This window comes from Bradyrhizobium sp. URHA0013 (assembly GCF_000518345.1).
In the GTDB taxonomy this organism is placed as follows: domain Bacteria; phylum Pseudomonadota; class Alphaproteobacteria; order Rhizobiales; family Xanthobacteraceae; genus Bradyrhizobium.
Genome location: NZ_KI912427.1, coordinates 1,025,762 through 1,047,622, shown reverse-complemented (window position 1 = coordinate 1,047,622; position 21,861 = coordinate 1,025,762). Strand labels below are relative to the sequence as shown.

The following is a 21,861-nucleotide window of genomic DNA, read 5'->3' as shown; positions in this document are numbered from 1 at the left end:
GCAACAGGACCACCATGGCGACCGATCATATCCGATACGATGTGCTGGCCCGCGACGCGCTGCGCGGCGTGTTGCGCAAGGTGCTGACCGACGCCGCGTCCCAGGGACTGCCCGGCGAGCATCATTTCTTCATCACCTTCGTGTCGAAGGCCGAGGGCGTGAAATTGTCGTCGCGGCTGCTGGCCCAATATCCGGAAGAGATGACGATCATCCTGCAGCACCAGTTCTGGGATCTGACCGTGCTCGAGGACCGCTTCGAGGTCGGCCTGTCCTTCGGCGGCATTCCGGAGCGGCTGATCGTGCCGTTCAGCGCCATCAAGAGCTTCCTCGATCCGTCCGTGAAATTCGGCCTCCAGTTCGACACCTCCGATGTCGCCGACGTCTCGGACGAGACATTGCCGGCCGCTCCCGCCCCGTCCACGGTCGCGGTGCCCCCTGCCACTGAACCTGCGGAAGGCACTGAGGAGCCAGCGGCTCCGAACCAGGGCGGCGCCGAAGTCGTGCGATTGGACCGTTTCCGCAAGAAATGATCTAGATCGGGCCGGAGCCCGTCGCAGGCGGCCAAACTCCCTATATAGAGGCGCATGAAGAGGCCGCGTGGCATTTCGTGCGGCGGAATGGATGTGCTCATGGCCAAGACCTCCAGCTCGAAGACTTCTCGCGCGAAGACCGACGGCTCCTCGCGCCCGGCGACCCGCACCGAGACCGACAGCTTCGGCCCGATCGAGGTCCTCGCCGATCGCTATTGGGGGGCGCAGACCGAACGCTCGCGCCAGAATTTTCGCATCGGCATCGATCGCATGCCGATCTCGCTCGTGCATGCGCTCGGCATCGTCAAGCTCGCCGCGGCGCAGACCAACCAGGAGCTCGGCCTGCTCGACCAGCGCCGCGCCAACGCCATCATCCGCGCCGCGCGCGAGGTGATCGAGGGCAAGCTGGACGATCATTTCCCGCTGGTGGTGTGGCAGACCGGCTCGGGCACCCAGAGCAACATGAATCTCAACGAGGTCATCGCCAATCGCGCCAATGAGCTCCTGGGCGGCGAGCTCGGTGCCAAGAAGCCGGTGCATCCGAACGATCACGTCAACATGAGCCAGTCGTCGAATGACTCGTTCCCGACCGCGATGCACATCGCGGCGGCAAGCCGCATCAACGCCGATCTCGTCCCTGCCCTCGGCGAATTGCTGCGCGCGCTGCGCAAGAAGGAGAAGGAGTTCGCAAAGATCGTCAAGATCGGCCGCACTCACACCCAAGACGCGACGCCGCTGACGCTCGGCCAGGAATTTTCCGGCTATGCCGCCCAGGTCGAAAGCGGCATCGCCCGGCTCAAGGTCGCGGTGAAGGAGCTCTATCCGCTGGCGCAGGGCGGCACCGCCGTCGGCACCGGCCTCAATTCGAAGCCGCGCTTTGCAAAACTGTTCGCAAAGCACGTTGCCGGGATTACCAAGCTGCCCTTCACGAGCGCCGCCAACAAATTCGAGGCGCTGGCTTCGAACGACGCCTATGTGCTGGCGCACGGCGCCATCAACTCGGTCGCGACAGGCCTGTTCAAGATCGCCAACGACATTCGCCTGCTTGGATCGGGCCCGCGTTCGGGCCTCGGCGAACTGATGCTGCCGGAGAATGAGCCGGGCTCCTCGATCATGCCGGGCAAGGTCAATCCGACGCAGTGCGAGGCGATGACCATGGTGTGCTGCCAGGTGTTCGGCAATCACACCGCGATCACGGTTGCCGGCAGCCAGGGCCATTTCGAGCTCAACGTCTACAAGCCCGTGCTGGCCTACAACATGCTGCACTCGATCCGGCTGATGGCGGACGCGGCGCGCTCCTTCACCGAGCATTGCGTCAGCGGCATCCGCGCCGACGAGAAGCGCATCAAGGAGCTGATGCAGCGTTCGCTGATGCTGGTGACGGCACTCGCCCCCAAGATCGGCTACGACAACGCGGCCAAGGTGGCCAAGACGGCGCATGCCAACGGCACCACCCTGAAGGAAGAGGCACTGCGGCTCGGCTTCGTCTCGGCGGAGGAGTTCGACCGCCTGGTGCGCCCCGAGAAGATGACCTGCCCGGGATAAATTCCGAATTCCGATAGCCATCCGTAATGATACGGAGCCCCAAGCTCCATTAAATGTAGGGCTTAAAGGACGGGATTTGATTACCGTCAATGTCGCGGCGGGATTGCGTGTTACGCAGCCCCTCCGCCCCCACGGGGCGGAATTCATCGTTTGATGGCCCAAGGGTCGATTGACGAGGACAAGCGAATGGCGATCAAGTCTCATTGGGCGCAGTGCGGCGCACAGTTTCTGAATGTTTCATCCTGCCCACGGAGGATCGGATGATGGAGACGCGACATGGGGAACGTCATCAACCTGAATCGTTTCCGGAAGCGCGCCGAGCGGCAAGCCACGGCGAAGCAGGCGGACGCCAACCGAACGAAGTTCGGCCGCACGAAGGCGGAGCGGTCGGCGGAGGAGACGCGCGCGGACCAGGCGAAGGCGCACCTGGACCAGCACCAGATCGATCGCGAGGAGCAGCCATGAAGTCGCCCGTCGTGAAACGGTCGATCGTCGTCGCCGGCCACAAGACCAGCGTCAGCCTGGAAGAGGCGTTCTGGAACGGCATGAAGGAGATCTCGGGCCTGCGCAACATGACGCTGTCCGAGCTGGTCGGCGAGATCGACGGCAACCGCCAGCAGGGCAATCTGTCCTCGGCGATCCGCCTGTTCGTGCTCGACTACTTCAAGAGCCGCGCCATGGCCGCCATCCAGGCGGAAAAGGTCCCGGCCCAGTAGCCGTCTTGACGCTGATCTTGGCGCCGATCCCGGCGCCAATCGCCTCCGTCACGAAGCTGGTACTTTAAAATCACTCTAAGGTGCAGTTTCAGCGACCGAGCGCGCTTGACCTCGATGCCCTGCGTTGAAAATACAGGGCATGACCGACATCAATGATACGCGTCCGCAGATGCCGCTGGGCCTGGCCCAGCGCGGCTATACCGGCGTCATCCAGCACCTTTCCCCCAAGGACGCAGGCTCGGCGCTCTCGGACATCGAGCTCGAGAGCCGGCTGATCGAGCTCGGCTTCGTCGAGGGCGCCCGGGTCGAGGTCTTGCACGAGGGGCTGGTCGGGCGCGACCCGATTGCCGTGCGGGTCGACAGCATCACCATCGCGGTCCGCCGTCGCGAAGCCATGGCCATCATCGTCGCCTGAAGCGACCGGACCCCAACTTCATGGAATTGCCCCTACTTCATCTCGCCCTGGTGGGCACACCAAACAGCGGCAAGACCTCGCTGTTCAATGCGCTGACCGGCAGCCGGCAGAAGGTCGCGAACTATCCCGGCGTCACCGTCGAGCGCAAGGAAGGCTTCTTCGTCACGCCCATGGGCCGCCAGGTCTCCGTGGTCGACCTGCCCGGCACCTATTCCCTGCGCGGTCGCAGCCCGGACGAGGAGATCACCCGCGACTTCGTGCTCGGCAAGGCTTCCGGCGAGACCCTGCCCGACCTCGTGCTGTGCGTGGCGGATTCCACCAATCTGCGCCTGACCATCCGCCTGCTGCTGGAGCTCAAGCGCACCGGCCGTCCGATGATCCTCGTGCTCAACATGTTCGACATCGCGACCCGCCGCGGCATCACTGTCGACGTCGAGCGGCTCGCCAAGGAGCTCGGCGTGCCCGTGGTCACCTCGATCGCGGTGCGCAAGGGCGGCACGGCCGACCTGCTGTCGCTGACCGACGAGATTTCGGCGAAGCTCGCCGCCGAGCCGGGCGAGAACAATTGGCGGGCGCTCAGCGTGGCCGATTTGCGCGCCACCCAGCGCGAAGCCGACCGCATCATCGCCGACTGCGTCAGCCTGCCCAGCCGGCCCGACACCTGGACCGCGCGGATCGACGCGATCGTGCTGCATCCCGTCGGCGGCCTGATCGTGCTCGCGGCTATCCTGTTCGTGATGTTCCAGGCGGTGTTCGCCTGGGCGCAGCCGCTGATGGAGCTGCTCAACTCGGGCTTCGACTCCCTCGGCGAGTTCGTGCACGCCACCCTGCCCGCCGGCCTGCTGCAGAGCTTTCTTCAGAACGGCGTGATCTCAGGCGTCGGCAGCGTCATCGTGTTCCTGCCGCAGATCATCATCATCTTCCTGTTCATCCTGCTGCTGGAAGATTTCGGCTACATGGCGCGCGCCGCGTTCCTGATGGACCGCATCATGGGCGGCGCCGGCCTGCACGGCCGCGCCTTCATCCCGCTGCTGTCGAGCTTTGCCTGCGCGATCCCCGGGATCATGGCCACGCGCGTGATCGACAACAAGCGCGACCGGCTGACCACGATCCTGATCGCGCCGCTGATGACCTGCTCGGCACGCATTCCCGTCTACACGCTGATCATCTCCGCCTTCATTCCGGCAAAGGAGGTCTGGGGCTTCATCAACCTCCAGGGCCTCGTGATGTTCGGCCTCTACGCGGTCGGCATCGCCAGCGCGCTGGCCGTCTCGTTCCTCATCAAATTCTTCATGCTGCGCGACTATGCGCCGGCGCCGTTCATGCTGGAGCTGCCGGACTACAAGGTGCCGCGGCTGAAATCGATCGCGATCGGCGTCTATACGCGGGCCAAGATGTTCCTGCACCGCGCCGGCACCACGATCTTCTCGATGATGGTGCTGATCTGGTTTCTGGCCTCGTTCCCGCAGCCGCCCGCGGGCGCAACCGAACCGGCGATCGACTTCAGCCTGGCCGCGATCATCGGCAAGGCGCTCGAGCCGCTGCTGGCGCCGGTCGGCTTCAACTGGCAGATCGCGGTGGCGCTGATCCCGGGCATGGCGGCGCGCGAGGTCGCGGTCGCAGCACTCGGCACCGTCTATGCGATCGAAGGCGGCAAGGAAGCGGCCGAGCAGATCGGCCAGGTGCTGGCGACGAAATGGTCGCTCGCGACCGCGCTGTCGATGCTGGCGTGGTACATCTTCGCCCCGCAATGCGCATCCACGCTGGCCGTGATCCGGCGCGAGACCGGAAGCTGGACCTGGATGGCCGTCACCTTCTTCTACATGCTGGTGCTGGCCTATGCCGCGAGCCTCCTGACTTACAACGTCGCGGTCGCGTTCGGAGCGGGCTAGCCACCTCTCGAAACCAAAAAGCGCGAAAACAACCCCATGCACAGTAGACGGGGGTTGTGAAATCAATGGCTTACGCGTGTGCTCAAATCAGCTGACCGCAGCTGGCCAAAACCAACGCCCGGCGCACAAGGCCGGTTGCACCGTCGGGCAAAACAGGCGCATGATGGCATTGTCGGAGAATTGGTGAGACGCGCGGTGACGGCAGGATACCAAAGCGTGGCGCGCCTCCTCAGCCGCTGGCCTGTGTTGCCGGGATCGACACCGTGAACACCGTTTCATCCCGCATCGACGACGCGACAATCAACCCGCCATGGGCGCGCGCAATCTCCTGGGCGATGTACAGTCCGAGTCCAAGCCCTTGTTGGTTCGGCTGAACGTCGCCGCGGTCGAACGCAGTGAAAAGGCGCGGCATCGCTTCCGCCGGAATTGGCGCACCTTTGTTGACAACGCTGATGTCGAAGCCAGCTCCGGTCGCCTGCGCCAGGACCCTGATCGGCTCGTTGGCGTCTCCATAGGAAATCGCGTTGCCGAGAAGATTGGACAGCATCTGGCCTATGCGGCCGGCGTCGATTCTGACAGTCCCGGAGACGTTGATGACCGTTTCGATGACCCGATCCGGATGCACGTTCTCGAACTCCGCGACGATCTGCTTGATGACAGGCTCGAGTGCCTGCTCTCTCAGCTTGAGCTGCATCCCAGCGCCGAGCCGCGTGCGGGCGAAGTCCATGACATTGTCGATCAGGCCCGCCATCCGCGCCACGCTTCCTTGCAGAAGGTTGATCCAATTCTGCCCCTCCTCATCGACCTTCTTGTTCAGAAGCCGCAGGCCGCCCTGAATCGAGGCGAGAGGGTTTCTGAGGTCGTGACCGAGCACGGCGATGAACTGCTCGCGCAGTTCGGCATTGCGTTGTTCCAGCGCGAGCCTGTTCTCGATCAGTTCGACACGGTCGGCCGCGTCGAGGTGAGACGCGATCAGCTCCGCAAACAGCTTGAACATGCCGATGATCTCGGGGGTCCGAAGCTTGCGCGGCTTCGGATCGATCGCGCAAAGCGTTCCGAAGAATGAACCGTCCGGAAGAATGATCGGCACGGAGATGTAGCTTTGGAAGCCATATTGCGCGGGCGTGTGATGCTTGCAGTACGCGGCATCTTCGCTGACATTGTCGATGACAACAGCCTCACGGCTCTGCCGGATCTCGTGGCAGATCGTGGTTTCGACCTTGAGCTCGTCACCGGGTTTCAGCCCGAACGCAAGTTCATCACGCGAGGCACAGGTGATCCACCTGTCCCCGGTGACGCGGGCAACGGCCGTAAACCCCATGCCGGTGGTCCGGCTGACCACGTCGAGGATGGTCGAGACCGCAGCGATTCCGCTGACCTTGGCTATGTCGCGCTCGAAATCCATTGCCACTCCGCGTCGGAACATTCGCTGGACGACCGTCACCCCCAACGAAAGCGCGTCCTTGCAATGGTAGGAAGCACTGCCCGTTATTCCGCGTCAATGTCATTCGATGCCGCTCGCCTGGAACGACGCGGTGAACATCGTTTCATGCCAATTGCAACGGCAAGGAAGTCCGCCGTTGCAGCTACCGTCCGCGCCGCCGGGAGCTGACCTCGGGTCTCCCCTCGGGGGCCGCCCACCCCTGGACACTCACATCCGCCAGCGCGTCGAATATAGCCGCTGTGCGTTGCAGGCGGGCGATCGTACGTGCGCCTTCGACGGCAGCGACCAATGCGGAAGCGGTCGAAGATGCGCGCGCGGACGTGAAACCGCACCCTCTGAAATGCTCCGCGACGATCTCGGTTGAATCAGCAAATCCGCGCGCGACCCGTTCGGTCAGTTCAGCGTCGAGTGCAGGAAGCTCATTCGCCAGATTCTGCATGAGACAGCCATACTGGAAATCAGAGGCGACCATCTCGGCCGCGAACGCGCCGAAAATCTGGCGAACAAAACTCAGGGCATCGCCGGTCGTATTCGCCGAGATCGCCCCCAACACAGCCATTCTAGTCGCAACGTAATGATCGATTGCTTCTTCTGCGAGCTGTGCCTTACCGCGCGGAAAATGAAAATAGAACGATCCTTTGGGCGAGCCGCTTTCTTCGATGATCTGGCTCAATCCCGTCGCAGTGTAGCCTTGGATGCGAAACAGTCGCTCGGCAGTGGCAATCGCGCGATCGCGGGCGTCAGTCTTACGGGGCATCCCGTCAGCATAACACGCCTGGCTTGACATCGCTATGGTGATCGCCATAATATGTCGATCACCATAGTAAATGTGCCCGCCGTATCACCGCTATCAGATTCACTTCCAGAAGTTGCAGTCTCGGACATTTCACTCTCACAGATTGCTGCGCAGGACATACTCAAATGAGCTCAAGCAACTTCGATTTCGGCAATTGTTCTAGCGAACGGGACCACCGAGATGGCCTCTAGATCCTGCGCGATGATGCTTTTAGGAGCTGCCATGTTCACTGCGATGTCCAGCCGCGTCGTTTCCGGAGAAACTTCAAGCGATGCCATCTGGCACAATAAAATCCCTGTCGCTTTGAGCGAGCCTGCCGTTGATATCGATAAGGATCCGAACCTTCTGCACAGATATGCGGACAATGCGGGAACGAAAATCCACTACGTCACCATGGGATCCCATCAAAAACCGCTGATGGTGTTCGTGCACGGATTTCCTGACTTCTGGTACTCCTGGAGAAATCAGATCCAGGCATTTTCAGCAGATTATCAGGTGGTCGCTCTCGATCTGCGCGGATACGATTTGAGCGATCGGCCGGAAGGCGTCGAGAACTATAAGTTTCCGGTTCTCCTTGATGACATCCGTGCCGTGATCAATGCAGAGAGAAACGGTCGCAAGGCCATCCTGATCGGGCACGACTGGGGCGCCGCTTTGTCGTGGCTATTCGCCGGGCAAAATCCGGACCTGATCGAAAGACTTGTCGTCCTCAGCGTTCCTCATCCTGGCGCCATCACGCGGGAATTGCTCCCTTGGAACCACCCTATCGCGCAGGCCAAGGCCAGCGCCTACGCCACACGCTTCTTCGCTCGAGGCAAAGGCGACAATTTGACTGCGCAGCATTTGGCATACTGGGTTGTCGATCCACAGGTGAGGAGTCGATACGTCGAGTCTTTCGCGAAATCTTCCATCTCGTCCATGATGAATTATTACAAGGCCAACTACGCGTTTTCCCAGCTTGCGCTCAATCTTTTCGACCCAACCATGAAGAAGCTCACCGGTGCCGTGATCAAATGCCCGGTCTTGCATCTGCACGGAATCGAGGAGAGCCACGCTTTGCTAAGCACGATTGAACTGGAAAAGTCATGGATTGAAAATCCCGACAATCTTACGGTCAAGATCGTGCCTGACGTTGGCCACTTCATTCAGCATGAAGTGCCTGATTACCTTAATCAGACGATTGCCTCCTGGTTGAAAGATTCAGGAAGCTGAGCCCGGTCTTGCGAGGCTAAGCGCACCGAGGCTTCGCGAAGATCACCTCGCCGACCTCGTCACACTGCATCTCGATGCGAGCATCCGGCTCAGTGGGCTCGCTCAGTGGGCTCGGTCGGTGGACCGGAGCCTGCGCTGACGCCGTCTTCGTCCGAATCATTCTCCGGCTCCTGGATCAGCACCGCCGGTTCGTCATAACCCTTGCGGCTGCTGTAGAACACCAGCGCCATCAAGCCGATGCCGACCACCAGCGAAAACACGACGCCGAGCACCAGTGCGACATAGCCCGACGCTGGCACCTCCGTTGTCGTGCTGAACCAGCCGAGATAGCCGAGCGCGCCGGCACCGACGAGGAAGGCGCATAGCACCGCTATGACCAGCCATCTGGCGATCTTGCCGTCCCCGGGAGCGGGTGATTCCGGTTGCCCGTCTGTGCTGTTCATGGATCTCTCCTCCTGGCGCACGCGTCGCGCGGCCGTCCCATTGCGCTAGGGGGCGGTGGCCTTGGTCGCGATCGCGTGCAGGGCCGCCGTCATGGCGACAATTGCAGCCTTGGCCGGCTCGCCGATGCCGTGACGCCCGGCGATATACGCCGGATCATTGTAGGACAACCAGGTCGCGCCTTGTTCGTCCTGCCAGACCAGCGCCTTCAGCGGCAGATCGATGCCGCTGGTCTGCGACTGCTGCATCAATGGCGTACCACCCCTTGCGTTTCCGAAGAGGATGAGATTGGTCGGGCGTAACGGCAGGCCGGCAGCGGCGGCGCCCGCGGCATGATCGACATGGGCGAATATTGTGAGGCCCTTGACCATCACTTCCTCTTCCAGCCGCTTCATCGTCTCTTCAGGCCCGAAACTGCTCCTGATCGTGATCAGTCCGTCGACGGCCATTGCTTGGGTCTCCCATAAACATGTCGCAGCAACCAAAGCGAGGATCTTGAGCAGCGCCGAAACCCTCATGATCACACGCTCATTTCTTGCGGAATAGTTTTGCCGGATCGAATTCCGGGTCCGGAATGAAGCCGTCGCGGTTGGGCATGTTGATCTTCGGCAAGCTGTCCTTATCAACCTTGCCGTCGGGGGGAACGATGCCATTCAGACTCAGGATGTAGGCGGTGACGGCATAGGTGTCGTCGGTGCTGAGCGAACCCGGTGTGGGATATGGCATCGCGCGGTGAATGTAGTCGTACAAGGTCGTCGCATAGGGCCAGAAGCTGCCGACGGTCTTGACCGGCGCGCTGGAGGCGAGTGTGCCCTGCCCACCGGCCAAACGATCCTTGATCCCGCCCTGGCCGTTGTCGCCATGACAGGCCGTGCAATTGTCGGCGAAGACCTGCTTACCCTGCGCAACCGTGCCGCTGCCGACAGGCAGCCCCTTGCCATCGGGTGTGACGTCGATGTCCCATAACTTGATCTCCTCCGGAGTCGCGGGACGGCCTAAATCGAATGCAAATGCGGGCGCCGCGAGCAGGCCGAGCGCGAGAGCCGCTGCGACAAGCCGATTGTCATGCGAGGACATTGCGGACCCTCCCGGCCTCGTCGATGCTCCAGGTCTGCTGGGCGTTGTAGTGGAACAGCGCATTGCTCCCCATCGCGGCGATGAAGGATTGCCGGTCCGGCTGAACGTTGCCTTGCTCGTCGGTCGCGCGGCTCACGATCCTTGTCGGCTTTCCGTCCCAGACCCAGTCCATCTGGAATCGAACTTGTGCCTTGGACAGCACCGGCTGATTCAGCTGCGCCTGTTTCCAGATTTTCGCGCCGTCGGTCGATATCTCGACCTTGGCGATCTTGCCATGGCCGCTCCAGGCCAGACCGGAGATAATGTTGTAGCCGGGCCGGATCTGCATCGTGCCCGAGGGCTGTGTGATGACGGAGTTGGTTTCCATCCTCAGCTGGAACTGGCGGGCCTTGCCGTTGGCGAGCAGTTGCGTGTAGCGCGCCGTCTCCCAGCGGGTCATCCAGGGCTCAGTGCCGAACTTGAGACGGCGCAGCCATTTGATGTTGAGGTTGCCCTCGAAACCCGGCATCACCAGTCGCATTGGAAACCCGTGCGCGGGGCGCAGTGGTTCGCCGTTCTGACCGTAGGCGACAAAGGCCTCGTTCACGATTTCGTCGGTCAACGGAATGCTGCGGTCGACGCCCGCGCCGTCGCCTCCCTCCGCGAGCATCCAGTTCGAGTTCTTCTCCTTGCCCGCGAGACCAATGAGGAACTTCAGCGGAACGCCAGTCCACTCATTGGTGCTGACGAGGCCGTGCGTGTTCTGCACCGTCAGGTCAGGGTCTGCCTTCTTCCAGTTTTCCCATCCGTTTCCGGTGCATTCGATGAAGACCACGCGCGTGACGGACGGCATCCGCTTGAGATCGTCGACGCTGAACACCAGCGACTTCTGAACCAGGCCATGGATGAGCAGACGGTGCTGCGCGGGATCGATGTCCGGCACCCCGGAATGGCTGCGCTCGTAATGCAGATCGGTTGGCGTGATGTTGCCCACCAGCTTCTGATGCGGCGTCTTGGAGTTGATGGCATCACTGGGGTCGACGTTGCGCTTGCCTGGTGTTGCCTCGGGAATGCGATCGATCTTGACGAAGCGCGATCGTTCGCTGTGCGCACCGAGATCGGCGCCGGGCCCGCGATCAGGGATTTCGGCCAGGGTTTGCGCCGCCGCCGCTTCGGTCGCAACCGCCCCCAGAACGCCCGCCGACAGGCCTCCCACGAAACCGCGGCGCGAGACGCTCGCGGACCGTTGCAGTGATTCGATTTGCGTTTTGGACGTCATGCAATCTCCGTCGACCTTCGTGCTTGTTTGAAAATTCCGCCGCTTTTCCATGGAGACATTGACCGGATGCCGCCCAAATTGCCCGTTAGGATGTGTTAGAAATCATGAGGGGCGGCGAAGGCGCGTCATCCTGCCCTGCTCCGAAAGCGGCTATCCGGGTCGATGGATCATTTCAGCACCGAGAACCTGACAGCCGAGAGGCTGAACGAAAATCATCTCGCCGACCTCGTGGCATTGCATCTCGATGCGGACGTTTCGCGCTATCTCGGCGGCGTCCGCCCGGCGGAGAGGACGAAGACCTATCTGGACGCAAATATCTCCCATTGGGACCAGTATGGCTTCGGGCTGTGGGTGCTGCGAACCAAAGACGGGGCATTCGCCGGGCGAGCGGGCATCCGGCACATCCTGGTGGACGATATCGACGAGGTCGAGATTGCCTACGCGTTCAAGCGCGAATTCTGGGGCCGTGGCCTTGCAAGCGAGACCGCGACCGCGCTGACCGATATCGGGCTGCTACACCACGACCTGCCGTCCCTCATCGGCCTGGTCTATACCGATAATGGTGCATCGCGCCGCGTGCTGGAGAAGTCCAACTATCTCCTCGAGCGACGCACGTTCCGTCACGGCGAAGACGTCGTCATCTACCGCAGCCAGCGGTGAGAGACGGCCTGACGATCACTCGGTGCGCAGCCGGACAACCGATTGCGGCAGGGAGGCGAGAAACAACACCACGCAAACGCACAGCAGGACGATGTCCTTGAACAGAAATTCGCCGGTCAGATTCCAGGCCATCGGATCGGATGAAAGGCTCCATTTGACGACGCCGGGCGTCGTGAAGAAGAATGACCAGGTGATCGCAAAGGTCACCATGCCCATGAATGAACCGAGGGCGGACGAAACCGGGCTGAAGCTGCCTGCCGCGAGCAGCGCCGCAATCACGAATTCAGCGACACCGAGGACATAGGCCTCTCCCCTCGGGCCGAACACCGACAGCCAGGAGATGAACGGGCTGTTGCTGATGAACTGGGCGATGCCCTGCGCGGACTGCAGTGTGAATTTCTGCATGCCAAACGATACGAATATGATCACCATGACCCAGCGCAGAATGGCAAGAGGACGATAGGAACCACCCCCGACCTCAGCGACGTTGAACTCTTTCATCCGACCATGTCTCCCCGGTTTCACATCCATCAGCTCTGCAAGACTACGCTCGCTGAAGGCTGTACGAAGCGGAACTTCCGTCGTTACCCGCGTCGGCAGGTTTCGGAGATCACGGATGCGTGCGATGCTTTCAGGCAGCCCGTCGTTCCTTCTCCCGATCTCGCACCGTGCTGACCCCAAAAGCTAGAAGTCCGGAGCCGCAGAGCAGGATGGCGGCGGCAATGAAGGCGCTCCGGTATCCACTGCTGTCGTACAAGAATCCTCCGAGGGAGGCGCCCGCCGTGATGGCGAGTTGGATCACCGCGACCATCAGCCCGCCGCCCGCCTCCGCATCCTCAGGCAGCGCCCTGCTCATCCAGGTCCACCAGGCGACCGGTGCGGCCGTGCCGATGAGGCCCCAACCGGCCAGCAGCACGGTGACAACGATGGTTGAACTTCCGAAGGCGATCAAGCCGAGGGCAAGGGCCGCCATCGCAAGCGGCATCCCGATCAGAAGTGCTTGCAGGCTCCGCCTCAGAAGGAAGCTGATGAGGTAGGTCCCCAGCAGGCCCGCGACTCCGAGCACGAGCAGGATGGCCGAGAGCGTGGAGACGTCTACGCGCGTCACGGTCTCCAGAAATGGCCGCAAATAGGTGAAAAGCGCGAACTGGCCCATGAACAGGAGAGCGACCGAGAGCATCCCAATGCCGACAGACCGCCGGCGGAGCAACCCGAATACGTTCCCCGCGGCGTCGCGCTCCGAAGGCATCGAGGGCAATGTCGCGTATTGCCAGACCAGGGTGATGATCGCGAGCGGGACGACGCAGAAGAAGGCGCCTCGCCAGCCGATGAACTGACCTAGAAAGCTCCCGACCGGCGCGGCGATCGTTGTCGCCAGCGCGTTGCCACCATTGAGGAGGCTAAGGGCGGCCGCGACCTGCTGCTCCGGCACAAGGCGCATCACGGTGGCCGCCGACATCGACCAGAACCCACCGATGACGACCCCGATCAGCGCGCGCCCTACCATGAACACCAGCGCGTTCGGCGCCAGCGCCACCATCAGCCCCGAAACGATCATTAGCGAGGTGAGGCCCAGCAGAAGACTGCGCCGATCAATGCCCCGCGTCACCGAGGAGATCGCAAGGCTGGCGAAGACGGCGAACAGTCCGGAGACTGCGATGGCCTGGCCCGCCTGCCCCTCGGTCATGTGGAGACCGGTCCCGATGGGGGTCAGCAGGCTGACTGGCATGAACTCGGACGCAATCAATGTCCCGACGCAGAGGGTCAGCGCAAAGACCGCGCTCCATGCCGGACCGGGCGACAGCGTCTCGTTTTTTGGGGCGAGTTGTACGCTCATGAAACCTCTTCCGATCGAGTGGGCGCGCTCGCCCGGGTCAGATGATGCGCCCGATGAAGTGTCTTCACATTCGGTACTGCTCGTCGCCGACCTTCTCCATCCAGTCGACCGCTCGGCCGTCCTGCGATTCCTGGATGGCAATGTGCGTCATGGCTGTGGTGCCCGAGGCGCCGTGCCAGTGCTTCAACCCTGGAGGGAACCAGATGACGTCGCCGGGCCTGATCTCCTGGACAGGACCGCCTTCCCGCTGCACCCAGCCGAGCCCTGCTGTCACGATCAGCGTCTGCCCAAGCGGGTGCGTGTGCCAGGCGGTGCGTGCGCCAGGTTCGAAAGTGACCTGGGCGCCGCTCACGCGTGCAGGCTCGGGAGCCGCGAACAACGGGTCAATGCGCACCGTCCCGGTGAACCAGTCTTCAGGGCCCTTCTGGGAAGGGCGAGATCCGTTTCTCTTGATGTCGATGTCCATTGCAGTCTCCTTCAGTGCTTCGGACGCGCGCGCCGAGGCCAGTCGAATTCCGACGAGGGCGGAGGCGCTTCCGCCAATGAGTATGTCTCTGCGTGTCACCATGGCATGTCTCCGCTCGTGGAGGATCGCGAGCGGGATTGTCGACCGAGGCATTTTCGTTCTTTCAGCGCGGTCGCTTCTCGATGACGTCCTTGACGACAGGTGCCGCGGAGAAAGCATTGGGCCATCCGGCGTAGAAGGCGAGATGGCCGAGCACCTCGCCGGCTTCCTCCCGCGTCAGCCCGTTGTCCATTGCGCGGTTCAGATGATAGGTGATCTGCGCAACCTGACCCGTGGCAATCAGCGCGCTCACGGTCACCAGGCTGCGGTCGCGCGGAGCCAGCGCCGGCCCGAGCCAGAGATCGCGGAACAGCACGTCGGTCGTATACTGGACAAGGCTCGGCGTGATCTGCCCGAACTGCTCTCCGACGCGCGTTGCCCGCTGCTTCTCCGCCGCTTCATCGAGCGGCAGCTGCGGTCCCATCGCGGGCGGGAGCTGATCGGCGCCGATGTTGCGGCTCTCGAACACTTGCTTCGCAGCCGGGATCGCATCAATCGCGTTGGCCCAGCCGGTGTAGAAGGCCAGATGCGTGATGATCTCCGATATTTCCGACGGCTTCACGCCATTCTCCAGCGAGAGACCCAGATAGTATGGCAGCTCCACCGTCTGACCACGGGCGATGAGAGCTGCGACGGTGACGATGCTGCGGTCCCGAGGCGAGAGACCCGGTCGCTTCCACAGATCGCCATCGACAAATTTTTGCGCGTAGCCTTCGAGGGCTGGCGCGACCGCACGGATGTCTTCCGGCTTTGATATGGTCTTTGCTCCGTCGCTGGATGCGTCTTTGGCCGCGACCGGGCCGTCAGCAAACAGGCAGAATGAAAACAAGGCCGCTGCGAGCATTCTCATCGCGTGGATCCTTCCAGATTTGCCGGTGCGCCATCAGCTACAAGGCGACGAGTGCTGGGCAGAGTTCGGACGTCGATCGCGCCCGGCTGCGACCAATCCGATCGCGGGCTGGCGAGCCCTGGGGCGATGACGAGATCAAGTGGCCCCTCATGTTGATGAGAAAGTAAGGCTTCCGCCCCGGTCCGATTAGGTGATAAAATTCGAATGCAGTCATAAGACAGGCTTATCAATGAACCGGGATGACGCCAGCGATATCCTGGCCTTCCTCGCCGTGGCGAGGGAGCGCAACTTCACGCGTGCCGCAGCCAAGCTTGGTATGACGCAATCGGCGCTGAGCCAGATCGTCCGAAAGTTGGAGGAGCGCCTGGGCGTCCGTCTTCTCAACCGAACGACCCGGAGTGTCACGCCAACCCAAGCCGGAGAACGGCTGTTCCTGAGCCTCGGGCCCAAATTCACGGAGATGGATGCTGATCTCGCCGCCTTGAGCGAACTCCGGGAAAAGCCCGCGGGAACCGTACGGCTGACCGCGACGGAGTACGCCGCCGCCGAGATCCTGCTGCCGGCGCTGGGGAAGATTCTTCCCCAGTATCCAGACATCCACGCCGAAGTGATCATCGACTACGGGCTCACCAACATCGTGGCGCAGCAGGTCGACGCGGGAATTCGTCCGGGCGAACTCGTCGCCAAGGACATGATCGCTGTGCGAATAAGCCCCGATCTTCGAATGGCCGTCGTTGGATCGCCGTCCTACTTCGCTGAACGCAAGCGACCCAGGACGCCTCAGGATCTAACTGGGCACAATTGCCTGAATCTGCGCCTACCGACTCACGGCGGCAGCCTCTACGCCTGGGAGTTCGAGAAGAACGGTCGGGAGCTCAACGTGCGCGTGGAAGGACAGCTCGTGTTCAACAGCGCAGGGCTTCTGCTGGAGGGCGCGCTCAAAGGCTTCGGACTTGCCTACCTCACCGAAGGGCACGTGCAGCCATACATCTCGCAGGGCCGGCTGATCAGGGTGCTGTCGGATTGGTGTCCGCCGTTCTCGGGTTACCACCTTTATTATCCCAGTCGGCGCCAACCTTCACCGGCATTCTCGCTGCTCGTCGAGACCCTTCGATATCGCGGCAAGTAGAACTCACAGCCGCTCACGGTGCCCGACAATCCTCGGCCGGGCACGACTGCTACCTGAAATACCCCAGCACGAGATCGACATCCGCGCTGCCGGCGGCCGTGCCGTTCAGCTCGGCGTCGATGACGCGGCGGCAGGCTTCGATAGCGGCATGGTCGCCGAGGTCGTTGGCGGCTTCCAGCACGAGCCAGGCGGCATCGACCGAGGCCTGGTCGGCCGCTCCGCCGACATCGGCGGTGAGGCTTTTGGTCTTGCGAACTGCGGTGCCGAATTGAGGCAACATTGAAAATACTCCCTGTCAATTCCCGGATGATGCTCGGTGTACCTGTTCGGTGTACCGCTCAGTGCACCTGCAGCTCGGGCTGACGACCCGTGACGGGATCGGAGCCGGTCTTGCGCGACTGGTAGAACTTCAAGACGCTGCGCGAGGTCTCGATCTTGAGCTTGCCGAAATCGCGCTCGTTGTCGTGGAGCTCGCGCGCCGTGATCAGGTGATCCTTGGCGCCGAGGAACAGCAGCGACATGGTGGTGTCCCAGGAGAAATCGAGCGCCTTGCACAGCACCAGGATCATCTCGCGATTGCGGTCCATCATCGCACGCTCGATCACGTCGACCGGCAGCGACGACAGCAGCGACAGGCCGATCTGCACCTCGTCGAAGCGGTGCTGGCGCGCATAGTTCGAGATCGAGTCCTGGTTGAGGTTGCCCTGCCGGTACTGCGTCGTCACCACGCGCTTGGCGACGAAATAGCTGCGCGAGGACGGGCCGAACTTGGAGTGCAGATCGCCGGTGACGTCGCTTACCGAGCTCTGGATCTGCGCCATCATTTCCGGGCGCTCGTGCTCGAGCCGGCGGCGGACGTCTTCTGACGCCTTCGAGATCAGCTGCTGGAAGATGTGACGCGGCACGTCCTTGCGCAGGCCAAGCTGCTCGGCAAGAATCGAGTCTCCCTCGGCGCGGCGGACCATGTGCAGAAGGCCCGAGCCGGAGAAGCGCGCGCCCTCGTTCCGGGCAACCGACGTCACGACCTCCTGGTCGCCGCGCTTGACCAGCACGTCGGTGACGGCCTCGCCGATCGACTTGCGCTGGGCGATCGCGAGCAGATGCGACTGGCTTTTGGTCATGGCGCTCTCGACCAGCAGCTTCTCGTCGATACGATTGGAGTCGCGCAGCACGGGACCGGCGACCTCGATTTCGTCGGCGGTCGCGAGTTGCGCAATGACATTGAGCGGTGCGTGATCGCAGGCTGCCATGACCTCGGAGAGCTGCACCCGTGCGGCGACCTCGATCTCGTCGGCGAGCCGGCCGATGACCTCGCCGAACGTGCTGATCTCGTCGTCGCTGTAGCGGCCGGTGATCAGAATGTCGGTCGCGTGCCACAACGCCTTGGTCCGGCTTTCGTCGGTGCCACGTGCGATCGCGTCGTCCAGATCCTGCAGAAGTGTTGTCGCGCCGTTCATCCCGATGACCCCAGTTCTTGGCTAGCCATCCTGCTTGTGCGGGCAGGACGCCGAGTTCCTCTGGCAATAGAGACTAGGGAACAAACGCGAGAATCCGGTAAAGTCGGCAGATCAGTTTTGCCGAGGAAAATTCGCTAAAAAGCGAGGGAATGGGTTTACCGGTGCGTCGCGAGGAAGCTGCGCCCCCCTCTCCCGCTAGCTGAAAAGGCTTGGGGCACTGATGCCTCTGCGGCGTCATGGCCGGGACAAGCCCCGGGCATGACGGACTGTCGCCTACGGATTCTGTGGCGTCAGCACCAGCGGCGGCTTTGGCTTGGGCTTTGCGGGCGGCGGGCCGGGAGCCGGCCTCACGTCGATCGGCGGGGGCAACGGCGCGATCTGGTGGCTCGCAAGCGGCGGGCTTGTGAGTTGAGGGCTTGTAAGTGGAGGGCTTGGCGCTGCGGGAGCGGCCTGCGGCGCCTTCGGGGTCGGCGCAACCCTGATATCGGCCTTGGGCTTCGGCGGCGCCGCACGGCGCGGATCGCGGCCGGGCATCGGCACATCCAGCAGCGACGGCTCCGGCGTCGGTTCGGGCGACACCAGGGTCGGCAGCGCGGCGGTCGCCGGCGGCGGCTCGCCGCGCTCGATGGCGTCCAGCCGGCGCGTCTCGCGATCGATCGTGCGCACCGCAAGCCAGGACGACAGCGGCCCGAGATCGACGGTGCGATTGAGCCTGTCGGGGGGACCGGCCGCGAACAGCTGGATCTCCGGCGGCGCGCCGGAGAGCCCGGTCATGATCGGCGTCAGGCTGGCGCGGATGTCGGCCTGGTCGGCGGGAATGTCGTAGCCGCCGGAGACGATGGCGCGCGCGTTCTTCGCCTCCAACGACGTTGCGCCGACGCGCAGCCGCCCGTCGCGGATCGTGAACGGGATCTGCGCCGAGGCCACTGCAATCGGCCCCGCCGACAGCGCGGGCTCGACCAGCTGGCGCAGCCGATTGTCGTCGGCGACCTGGCCGCCGTCGCTGGCGCGGATGGCGATCTCGAAGGCGCGCGGATTGAGGCCGGAGATTTCCGCGGAATCAAGCGTCACCGTGCCGTTGCCGGCGAGCGCGCCGGTGAGGGCCGCGACGCTGCGGCCCTGGCTGGTCAGCGCCATCTGCGCCGAGGCACGTCCCTTCGGCAGCGCGAGGTCGCGATAGCGCAGCGCCGCCGCGTCGACATTGCCGAGCTCGATGCGCGCGTTGAGCGTCAGACCATTGGCGCCATTGCGCGCATCGAGGCTTACCGACAGCTCGCCGCCGCCGACGCCGCCCTTCATTGCGTCGAGCGCGAGCGACTGACCGTCGCTCCGGACCGTACCGCCGAAGGGGCGCAGCTCGATGCCGCCGGGCAACGTGCCGTGCAAGGCCTGGAAGGCGACGCGGCCGCGCCAGCCGCCGAGAAGCCCGGCACTCAACGGCGCATTGGCATCGTGTCCGGCCGCGCCGATGGCCATCGCAAGCGCCGGCACGAGGTCGAGCGAATCGAGACCGACTTCGCCCTCGACGGTCTTCTCCTGATCGAGCGTCACTGCCAGATGACCGCGTAGATGCGAGCCCGCCAAGGTGCTGTCGAGATCGTTGAAGGTCAGGCGGTTGCCGGAAAGGCTGACGCGCGAGGACAGATTGACGCTCTGCACGGATTTATCGGCCGGGCTGGTCCCGAACAGCGGGGCCAGATTGGCGTTGCGCACGCGTAAATTCACGCTGCCTTTCGGCTCCGACAATTCGACGGTGCCTTGTGCGTCCGCGTCCAGCCCGCCGCCGCTGAGCTTTGCATTCAATTGCAGCTGATGACGCCACGCGCCGCTCAAGCGGCCTTCGAACTGCGAAGCGCCCTCGCCTGCGGCGACCACGCGATCGAGCCCGAGCAACGCCAGCAGCGCACTTCCCTGTGGTGTCGAGACTTTCGAATCCAGCGTGAAGTCGCTGTCGCGCAAGCGCTCGATGTCGATGCCGTTGACGGCGGCTACCGGCGTCTGCGCGGCCAGCGTCGCGCTGGCCTTGAGCTGCGGCGAGTCGAGCTCGATTACCGCGCGCGCGTCATTGCGATCGGCGTGCTCGGTGTTCTTGTCGAGGCTGAGGTCGAGCTTGAGGCGGGTCGCACCTGGCAGCGACGGGATGGCGTCGAAGCGCGCGCGCACCGACGGCGCAAACGGCTCGAGCAGCGCGGTGAGATCGCGCAGCGAATTGGCGGAGGATTTCAGCGCGAGCTTGCCCGTTGCCTTGGCGCGGTCGAAGCTGCCGCTCGCTTCCGTGGTCACGCCGCTGGCCTGGCCGAACCGCAACTGCTCCAGCGAGAGCGATGCCGGGCCGTAGCCGAGTTTCGCGGTGAACGGCCGCAGCTCTTGGCCCGCCGATATCGCGCGGCCGATATCGAGCGACAGCTTCGCTTCCTCCGGCCATTCGCCCTGCGGCCCCGAAAGCGCCCGCACAAAACCTGCGGCGGCATCGAGGTCGAGGCGGTCGGCCTTGAGCTCCGCGTCGATCCGCGAGCCCTTGCTCGCGCCGGTCTGGACGAAAGCGATGCGGCCTTCGACCGCGCCGCCCTCGATCTCGGCCTTCAGCCTGTCGATGGCGAAATGGTTGGCCGCGATGGTCACGTCGCCGGCAAGGCGCAGCGGCCGCGTGCTGCGGCGGTTGACCTCGCTGCGGCCCTGGAGCCAGGCCACCAGCGTATCGGGATCGGAGGAATCGACGCTGAGACGGCCGCTGAAACTGTCGGCGCCGGGCGTCGCGCCGTTGAGCGAGAGCTGCGTCTGGCCCGGCGCGCGCAGATCCAGCCGCTGGAAGGTCCAAGATCGTCCGTCGGTCGCAAGCTCGGCCGTGATGTTCTGGAGCGGACGGCCGCCGAGCATGATCTGGTCGGAGTTGAACTCGATCTGTGCCGGGATCGGCGCCTGCGGGATTGCGGCGAGGCCAGCACGGAGCGCCGGCAGGATGCGCTGCGGCTCGGCATCGTTCTTGACCGTCAGCTTGTCGGCATCAACCTGGCGCGCCGACAGCACCGCGCGCAGCAGCGGCGACGCTCCGAACCTGATATCGCCGACGCCGCCGAGCTTCAGCGCGGAGTCTTCGGCCCCGAAGCTGGCATCGACCTGCTCGAACTTGGCGCCGGCCGGATCGGCCTTGAGTTTCGTGGTGAGCTTCCAGGGCATCGGCCCCGCTTCGGCCGGCTTCTTCGGCGCCGGCACGGCGAGCGTCAGCGCGCCGTCGAATTTCGGCAGGCGGTTGTCGAAGGCAAGCACACCTTCGAGATCGGCCAGGATGGCGCGCTCGCCGGGATCGATGTTGAGGTGGAGGCGGGTGGCGTTGCCGTCGGCGCTCGGGCCGGAGGAGACGCGGAACGGATAGCGGACGCCGCTGGCCGTGAAACTGCCGTCGCCCCGGACCGAGCCGGCCAGCGACCGCACGTCGCCGGAGAAGGCGATGTCGTTGAGCTCCAGTGTCGAACGGCTGGCGGCATCATGCAGGGCGATGCGGCCGGTGAGGTTCAGCCGCTCGATCGCCAGCGACGCCAGATTGAAGCTGCCGCTCGCGGTGGACGGCAAATCGACCCGCCCGCGCGCGTCGAGGCCGAGATCGACCGCCATGCCGTTGACCGAGAGCTCGGTGGCACGCCATTCGCCGCGCATCAGCGAGCTCAGGCTGAACTCGACGTCGAGCTTGTCGGCGCGCAGGCGGCCGAGATCGTTGTTCCCGCCGAAGGTGACCCCGCGCAGCCGCAGCGTCGGCGCCGGCAACAGCCGCGCGTCGAGCTCGCCCGCCACCCGCACCGGCACGCCGATGATCCTGCCGGCCTCCGCTTCGAACTGGGGCCTGAACTGGTTCCAGTCGACGAAGTAAGGCCCGATCAGAGCGGCCAGCAGCGCTAAGATAAAGGCAATCGCCAATCCGAGCAGCGTCGTCTGCACGGGTCTCCCCTCGGCCAAACCGGATGCGGGCCTTGCCTGAGCCGCAGGGCCTCAGACGTACCGGAACAGCCCCTTATATAGGGGGAAGTGTGGCGAAGTCACAG

The 21,861-nt window shown here is 63.6% G+C and carries 22 protein-coding genes; 9 read left to right on the top strand and 13 right to left on the bottom strand.

The window, feature by feature from the left end:
* Window positions 1-14 precede the first annotated feature (14 nt).
* From N551_RS0134390 to N551_RS0134365, 6 genes are all read left to right on the top strand, one after another.
* On the top strand, window positions 15-530 hold the full coding sequence (locus N551_RS0134390) for an SspB family protein (protein WP_027570791.1): 516 nt from the start codon (window positions 15-17) through the stop codon (window positions 528-530).
* A gap of 87 nt (window positions 531-617) precedes the next feature.
* Window positions 618-2,075, top strand: coding sequence for a class II fumarate hydratase (gene fumC, locus N551_RS0134385; protein WP_027570790.1), 1,458 nt, complete (start codon window positions 618-620; stop codon window positions 2,073-2,075).
* Between the two features lie 276 nt (window positions 2,076-2,351).
* Window positions 2,352-2,540, top strand: coding sequence for a DUF4169 family protein (locus N551_RS0134380; protein ID WP_027570789.1), 189 nt, complete (start codon window positions 2,352-2,354; stop codon window positions 2,538-2,540).
* The gene (locus N551_RS0134375; RefSeq protein ID WP_007600962.1) at window positions 2,537-2,791 is read left to right on the top strand and encodes a ribbon-helix-helix domain-containing protein; all 255 of its coding nucleotides are present in this window, start codon (window positions 2,537-2,539) and stop codon (window positions 2,789-2,791) included. Before N551_RS0134380 ends, N551_RS0134375 begins: the two co-directional genes overlap by 4 nt.
* 139 nt (window positions 2,792-2,930) lie before the next feature.
* A complete protein-coding gene (locus N551_RS0134370) occupies window positions 2,931-3,206 on the top strand; it encodes a FeoA family protein (RefSeq protein WP_027570788.1) in 276 nt (91 codons plus the stop codon).
* 20 nt (window positions 3,207-3,226) lie between these two features.
* The gene (locus N551_RS0134365) at window positions 3,227-5,098 is read left to right on the top strand and encodes a ferrous iron transporter B (protein ID WP_027570787.1); all 1,872 of its coding nucleotides are present in this window, start codon (window positions 3,227-3,229) and stop codon (window positions 5,096-5,098) included.
* Between the two features lie 229 nt (window positions 5,099-5,327).
* On the opposite strand, the gene N551_RS0134360 is transcribed toward N551_RS0134365, so the two are convergent.
* Window positions 5,328-6,503, bottom strand: a complete 1,176-nt coding sequence (locus N551_RS0134360) for a GAF domain-containing sensor histidine kinase (RefSeq protein ID WP_035963418.1) — start codon at window positions 6,501-6,503, stop codon at window positions 5,328-5,330.
* A gap of 181 nt (window positions 6,504-6,684) precedes the next feature.
* The gene (locus N551_RS36490) at window positions 6,685-7,299 is read right to left on the bottom strand and encodes a TetR/AcrR family transcriptional regulator (protein WP_155810180.1); all 615 of its coding nucleotides are present in this window, start codon (window positions 7,297-7,299) and stop codon (window positions 6,685-6,687) included.
* A gap of 261 nt (window positions 7,300-7,560) precedes the next feature.
* Here N551_RS36490 and N551_RS0134350 point away from each other — a divergent pair, with 261 nt between their 5' ends.
* The gene (locus N551_RS0134350; RefSeq protein ID WP_027570785.1) at window positions 7,561-8,550 is read left to right on the top strand and encodes an alpha/beta fold hydrolase; all 990 of its coding nucleotides are present in this window, start codon (window positions 7,561-7,563) and stop codon (window positions 8,548-8,550) included.
* A gap of 89 nt (window positions 8,551-8,639) precedes the next feature.
* Here N551_RS0134350 and N551_RS0134345 read toward each other — a convergent pair whose 3' ends face one another.
* Genes N551_RS0134345 through soxC form a run of 4 tightly spaced genes read right to left on the bottom strand, consistent with a single transcriptional unit; the run spans window position 8,640 to window position 11,326 of the window.
* A complete protein-coding gene (locus N551_RS0134345) occupies window positions 8,640-8,993 on the bottom strand; it encodes a hypothetical protein (RefSeq protein ID WP_027570784.1) in 354 nt (117 codons plus the stop codon).
* 45 nt (window positions 8,994-9,038) lie between these two features.
* Entirely contained in the window at window positions 9,039-9,509 is a 471-nt protein-coding gene (locus N551_RS0134340) for a DUF302 domain-containing protein (protein ID WP_027570783.1), read from the bottom strand.
* A gap of 10 nt (window positions 9,510-9,519) precedes the next feature.
* Window positions 9,520-10,068 carry a c-type cytochrome gene (locus tag N551_RS0134335; protein WP_027570782.1) on the bottom strand — a complete coding sequence of 183 codons (549 nt, stop codon included), beginning with the start codon at window positions 10,066-10,068 and terminating at the stop codon, window positions 9,520-9,522.
* Window positions 10,055-11,326, bottom strand: coding sequence for a sulfite dehydrogenase (gene soxC / locus N551_RS0134330; protein WP_027570781.1), 1,272 nt, complete (start codon window positions 11,324-11,326; stop codon window positions 10,055-10,057). The genes N551_RS0134335 and soxC overlap by 14 nt, the downstream gene beginning before the upstream one ends.
* A 162-nt stretch (window positions 11,327-11,488) precedes the next feature.
* Here soxC and N551_RS0134325 point away from each other — a divergent pair, with 162 nt between their 5' ends.
* Window positions 11,489-11,986, top strand: coding sequence for a GNAT family N-acetyltransferase (locus N551_RS0134325; protein ID WP_027570780.1), 498 nt, complete (start codon window positions 11,489-11,491; stop codon window positions 11,984-11,986).
* 15 nt (window positions 11,987-12,001) lie between these two features.
* On the opposite strand, the gene N551_RS0134320 is transcribed toward N551_RS0134325, so the two are convergent.
* From N551_RS0134320 to N551_RS0134305, 4 genes are all read right to left on the bottom strand, one after another.
* Complete coding sequence (locus tag N551_RS0134320) at window positions 12,002-12,487, bottom strand: YkgB family protein (RefSeq protein WP_027570779.1); 486 nt, start codon at window positions 12,485-12,487, stop codon at window positions 12,002-12,004.
* 130 nt (window positions 12,488-12,617) lie between these two features.
* On the bottom strand, window positions 12,618-13,823 hold the full coding sequence (locus N551_RS0134315) for an MFS transporter (protein ID WP_027570778.1): 1,206 nt from the start codon (window positions 13,821-13,823) through the stop codon (window positions 12,618-12,620).
* Window positions 13,824-13,887: 64 nt separating this feature from the next.
* Window positions 13,888-14,283 (bottom strand): cupin domain-containing protein, encoded by a 396-nt coding sequence (locus N551_RS0134310; RefSeq protein WP_027570777.1) that lies wholly within the window; start codon window positions 14,281-14,283, stop codon window positions 13,888-13,890.
* Between the two features lie 169 nt (window positions 14,284-14,452).
* Window positions 14,453-15,238, bottom strand: coding sequence for a carboxymuconolactone decarboxylase family protein (locus N551_RS0134305; RefSeq protein ID WP_027570776.1), 786 nt, complete (start codon window positions 15,236-15,238; stop codon window positions 14,453-14,455).
* 229 nt (window positions 15,239-15,467) lie between these two features.
* On the opposite strand from N551_RS0134305, the gene N551_RS0134300 reads away from it, so the two are divergent.
* Window positions 15,468-16,367, top strand: coding sequence for a LysR family transcriptional regulator (locus N551_RS0134300; protein ID WP_027570775.1), 900 nt, complete (start codon window positions 15,468-15,470; stop codon window positions 16,365-16,367).
* A 49-nt stretch (window positions 16,368-16,416) separates the two neighbouring features.
* On the opposite strand, the gene N551_RS0134295 is transcribed toward N551_RS0134300, so the two are convergent.
* From N551_RS0134295 to N551_RS0134285, 3 genes are all read right to left on the bottom strand, one after another.
* Window positions 16,417-16,647, bottom strand: coding sequence for a hypothetical protein (locus tag N551_RS0134295; protein WP_027570774.1), 231 nt, complete (start codon window positions 16,645-16,647; stop codon window positions 16,417-16,419).
* A gap of 58 nt (window positions 16,648-16,705) precedes the next feature.
* Window positions 16,706-17,824: a DUF2336 domain-containing protein gene (locus N551_RS0134290; protein ID WP_027570773.1), complete on the bottom strand. Its 1,119-nt coding sequence runs from the start codon at window positions 17,822-17,824 to the stop codon at window positions 16,706-16,708.
* A 273-nt stretch (window positions 17,825-18,097) separates the two neighbouring features.
* Window positions 18,098-21,757 carry an AsmA-like C-terminal region-containing protein gene (locus N551_RS0134285; RefSeq protein ID WP_027570772.1) on the bottom strand — a complete coding sequence of 1,220 codons (3,660 nt, stop codon included), beginning with the start codon at window positions 21,755-21,757 and terminating at the stop codon, window positions 18,098-18,100.
* Window positions 21,758-21,861 lie beyond the last annotated feature (104 nt).

What these genes read in the sequence shown, in the direction of transcription:
- N551_RS0134360 (WP_035963418.1), bottom strand. Translation starts at nt 6,503, where the DNA reads ATGGATTTCGAGCGCGACATAGCCAAGGTCAGCGGAATCGCTGCGGTC.
- N551_RS0134370 (WP_027570788.1), top strand. Translation starts at nt 2,931, where the DNA reads ATGACCGACATCAATGATACGCGTCCGCAGATGCCGCTGGGCCTGGCC.
- N551_RS0134325 (WP_027570780.1), top strand. Translation starts at nt 11,489, where the DNA reads ATGGATCATTTCAGCACCGAGAACCTGACAGCCGAGAGGCTGAACGAA.
- N551_RS0134295 (WP_027570774.1), bottom strand. Translation starts at nt 16,647, where the DNA reads ATGTTGCCTCAATTCGGCACCGCAGTTCGCAAGACCAAAAGCCTCACC.
- N551_RS0134315 (WP_027570778.1), bottom strand. Translation starts at nt 13,823, where the DNA reads ATGAGCGTACAACTCGCCCCAAAAAACGAGACGCTGTCGCCCGGTCCG.
- N551_RS0134375 (WP_007600962.1), top strand. Translation starts at nt 2,537, where the DNA reads ATGAAGTCGCCCGTCGTGAAACGGTCGATCGTCGTCGCCGGCCACAAG.
- N551_RS0134350 (WP_027570785.1), top strand. Translation starts at nt 7,561, where the DNA reads ATGTTCACTGCGATGTCCAGCCGCGTCGTTTCCGGAGAAACTTCAAGC.
- N551_RS0134340 (WP_027570783.1), bottom strand. Translation starts at nt 9,509, where the DNA reads ATGAGGGTTTCGGCGCTGCTCAAGATCCTCGCTTTGGTTGCTGCGACA.
- N551_RS36490 (WP_155810180.1), bottom strand. Translation starts at nt 7,299, where the DNA reads ATGCCCCGTAAGACTGACGCCCGCGATCGCGCGATTGCCACTGCCGAG.
- N551_RS0134380 (WP_027570789.1), top strand. Translation starts at nt 2,352, where the DNA reads ATGGGGAACGTCATCAACCTGAATCGTTTCCGGAAGCGCGCCGAGCGG.
- fumC (WP_027570790.1), top strand. Translation starts at nt 618, where the DNA reads ATGGATGTGCTCATGGCCAAGACCTCCAGCTCGAAGACTTCTCGCGCG.
- N551_RS0134290 (WP_027570773.1), bottom strand. Translation starts at nt 17,824, where the DNA reads ATGAACGGCGCGACAACACTTCTGCAGGATCTGGACGACGCGATCGCA.
- N551_RS0134300 (WP_027570775.1), top strand. Translation starts at nt 15,468, where the DNA reads ATGAACCGGGATGACGCCAGCGATATCCTGGCCTTCCTCGCCGTGGCG.
- N551_RS0134335 (WP_027570782.1), bottom strand. Translation starts at nt 10,068, where the DNA reads ATGTCCTCGCATGACAATCGGCTTGTCGCAGCGGCTCTCGCGCTCGGC.
- N551_RS0134365 (WP_027570787.1), top strand. Translation starts at nt 3,227, where the DNA reads ATGGAATTGCCCCTACTTCATCTCGCCCTGGTGGGCACACCAAACAGC.
- N551_RS0134305 (WP_027570776.1), bottom strand. Translation starts at nt 15,238, where the DNA reads ATGAGAATGCTCGCAGCGGCCTTGTTTTCATTCTGCCTGTTTGCTGAC.
- N551_RS0134390 (WP_027570791.1), top strand. Translation starts at nt 15, where the DNA reads ATGGCGACCGATCATATCCGATACGATGTGCTGGCCCGCGACGCGCTG.
- soxC (WP_027570781.1), bottom strand. Translation starts at nt 11,326, where the DNA reads ATGACGTCCAAAACGCAAATCGAATCACTGCAACGGTCCGCGAGCGTC.
- N551_RS0134320 (WP_027570779.1), bottom strand. Translation starts at nt 12,487, where the DNA reads ATGAAAGAGTTCAACGTCGCTGAGGTCGGGGGTGGTTCCTATCGTCCT.
- N551_RS0134345 (WP_027570784.1), bottom strand. Translation starts at nt 8,993, where the DNA reads ATGAACAGCACAGACGGGCAACCGGAATCACCCGCTCCCGGGGACGGC.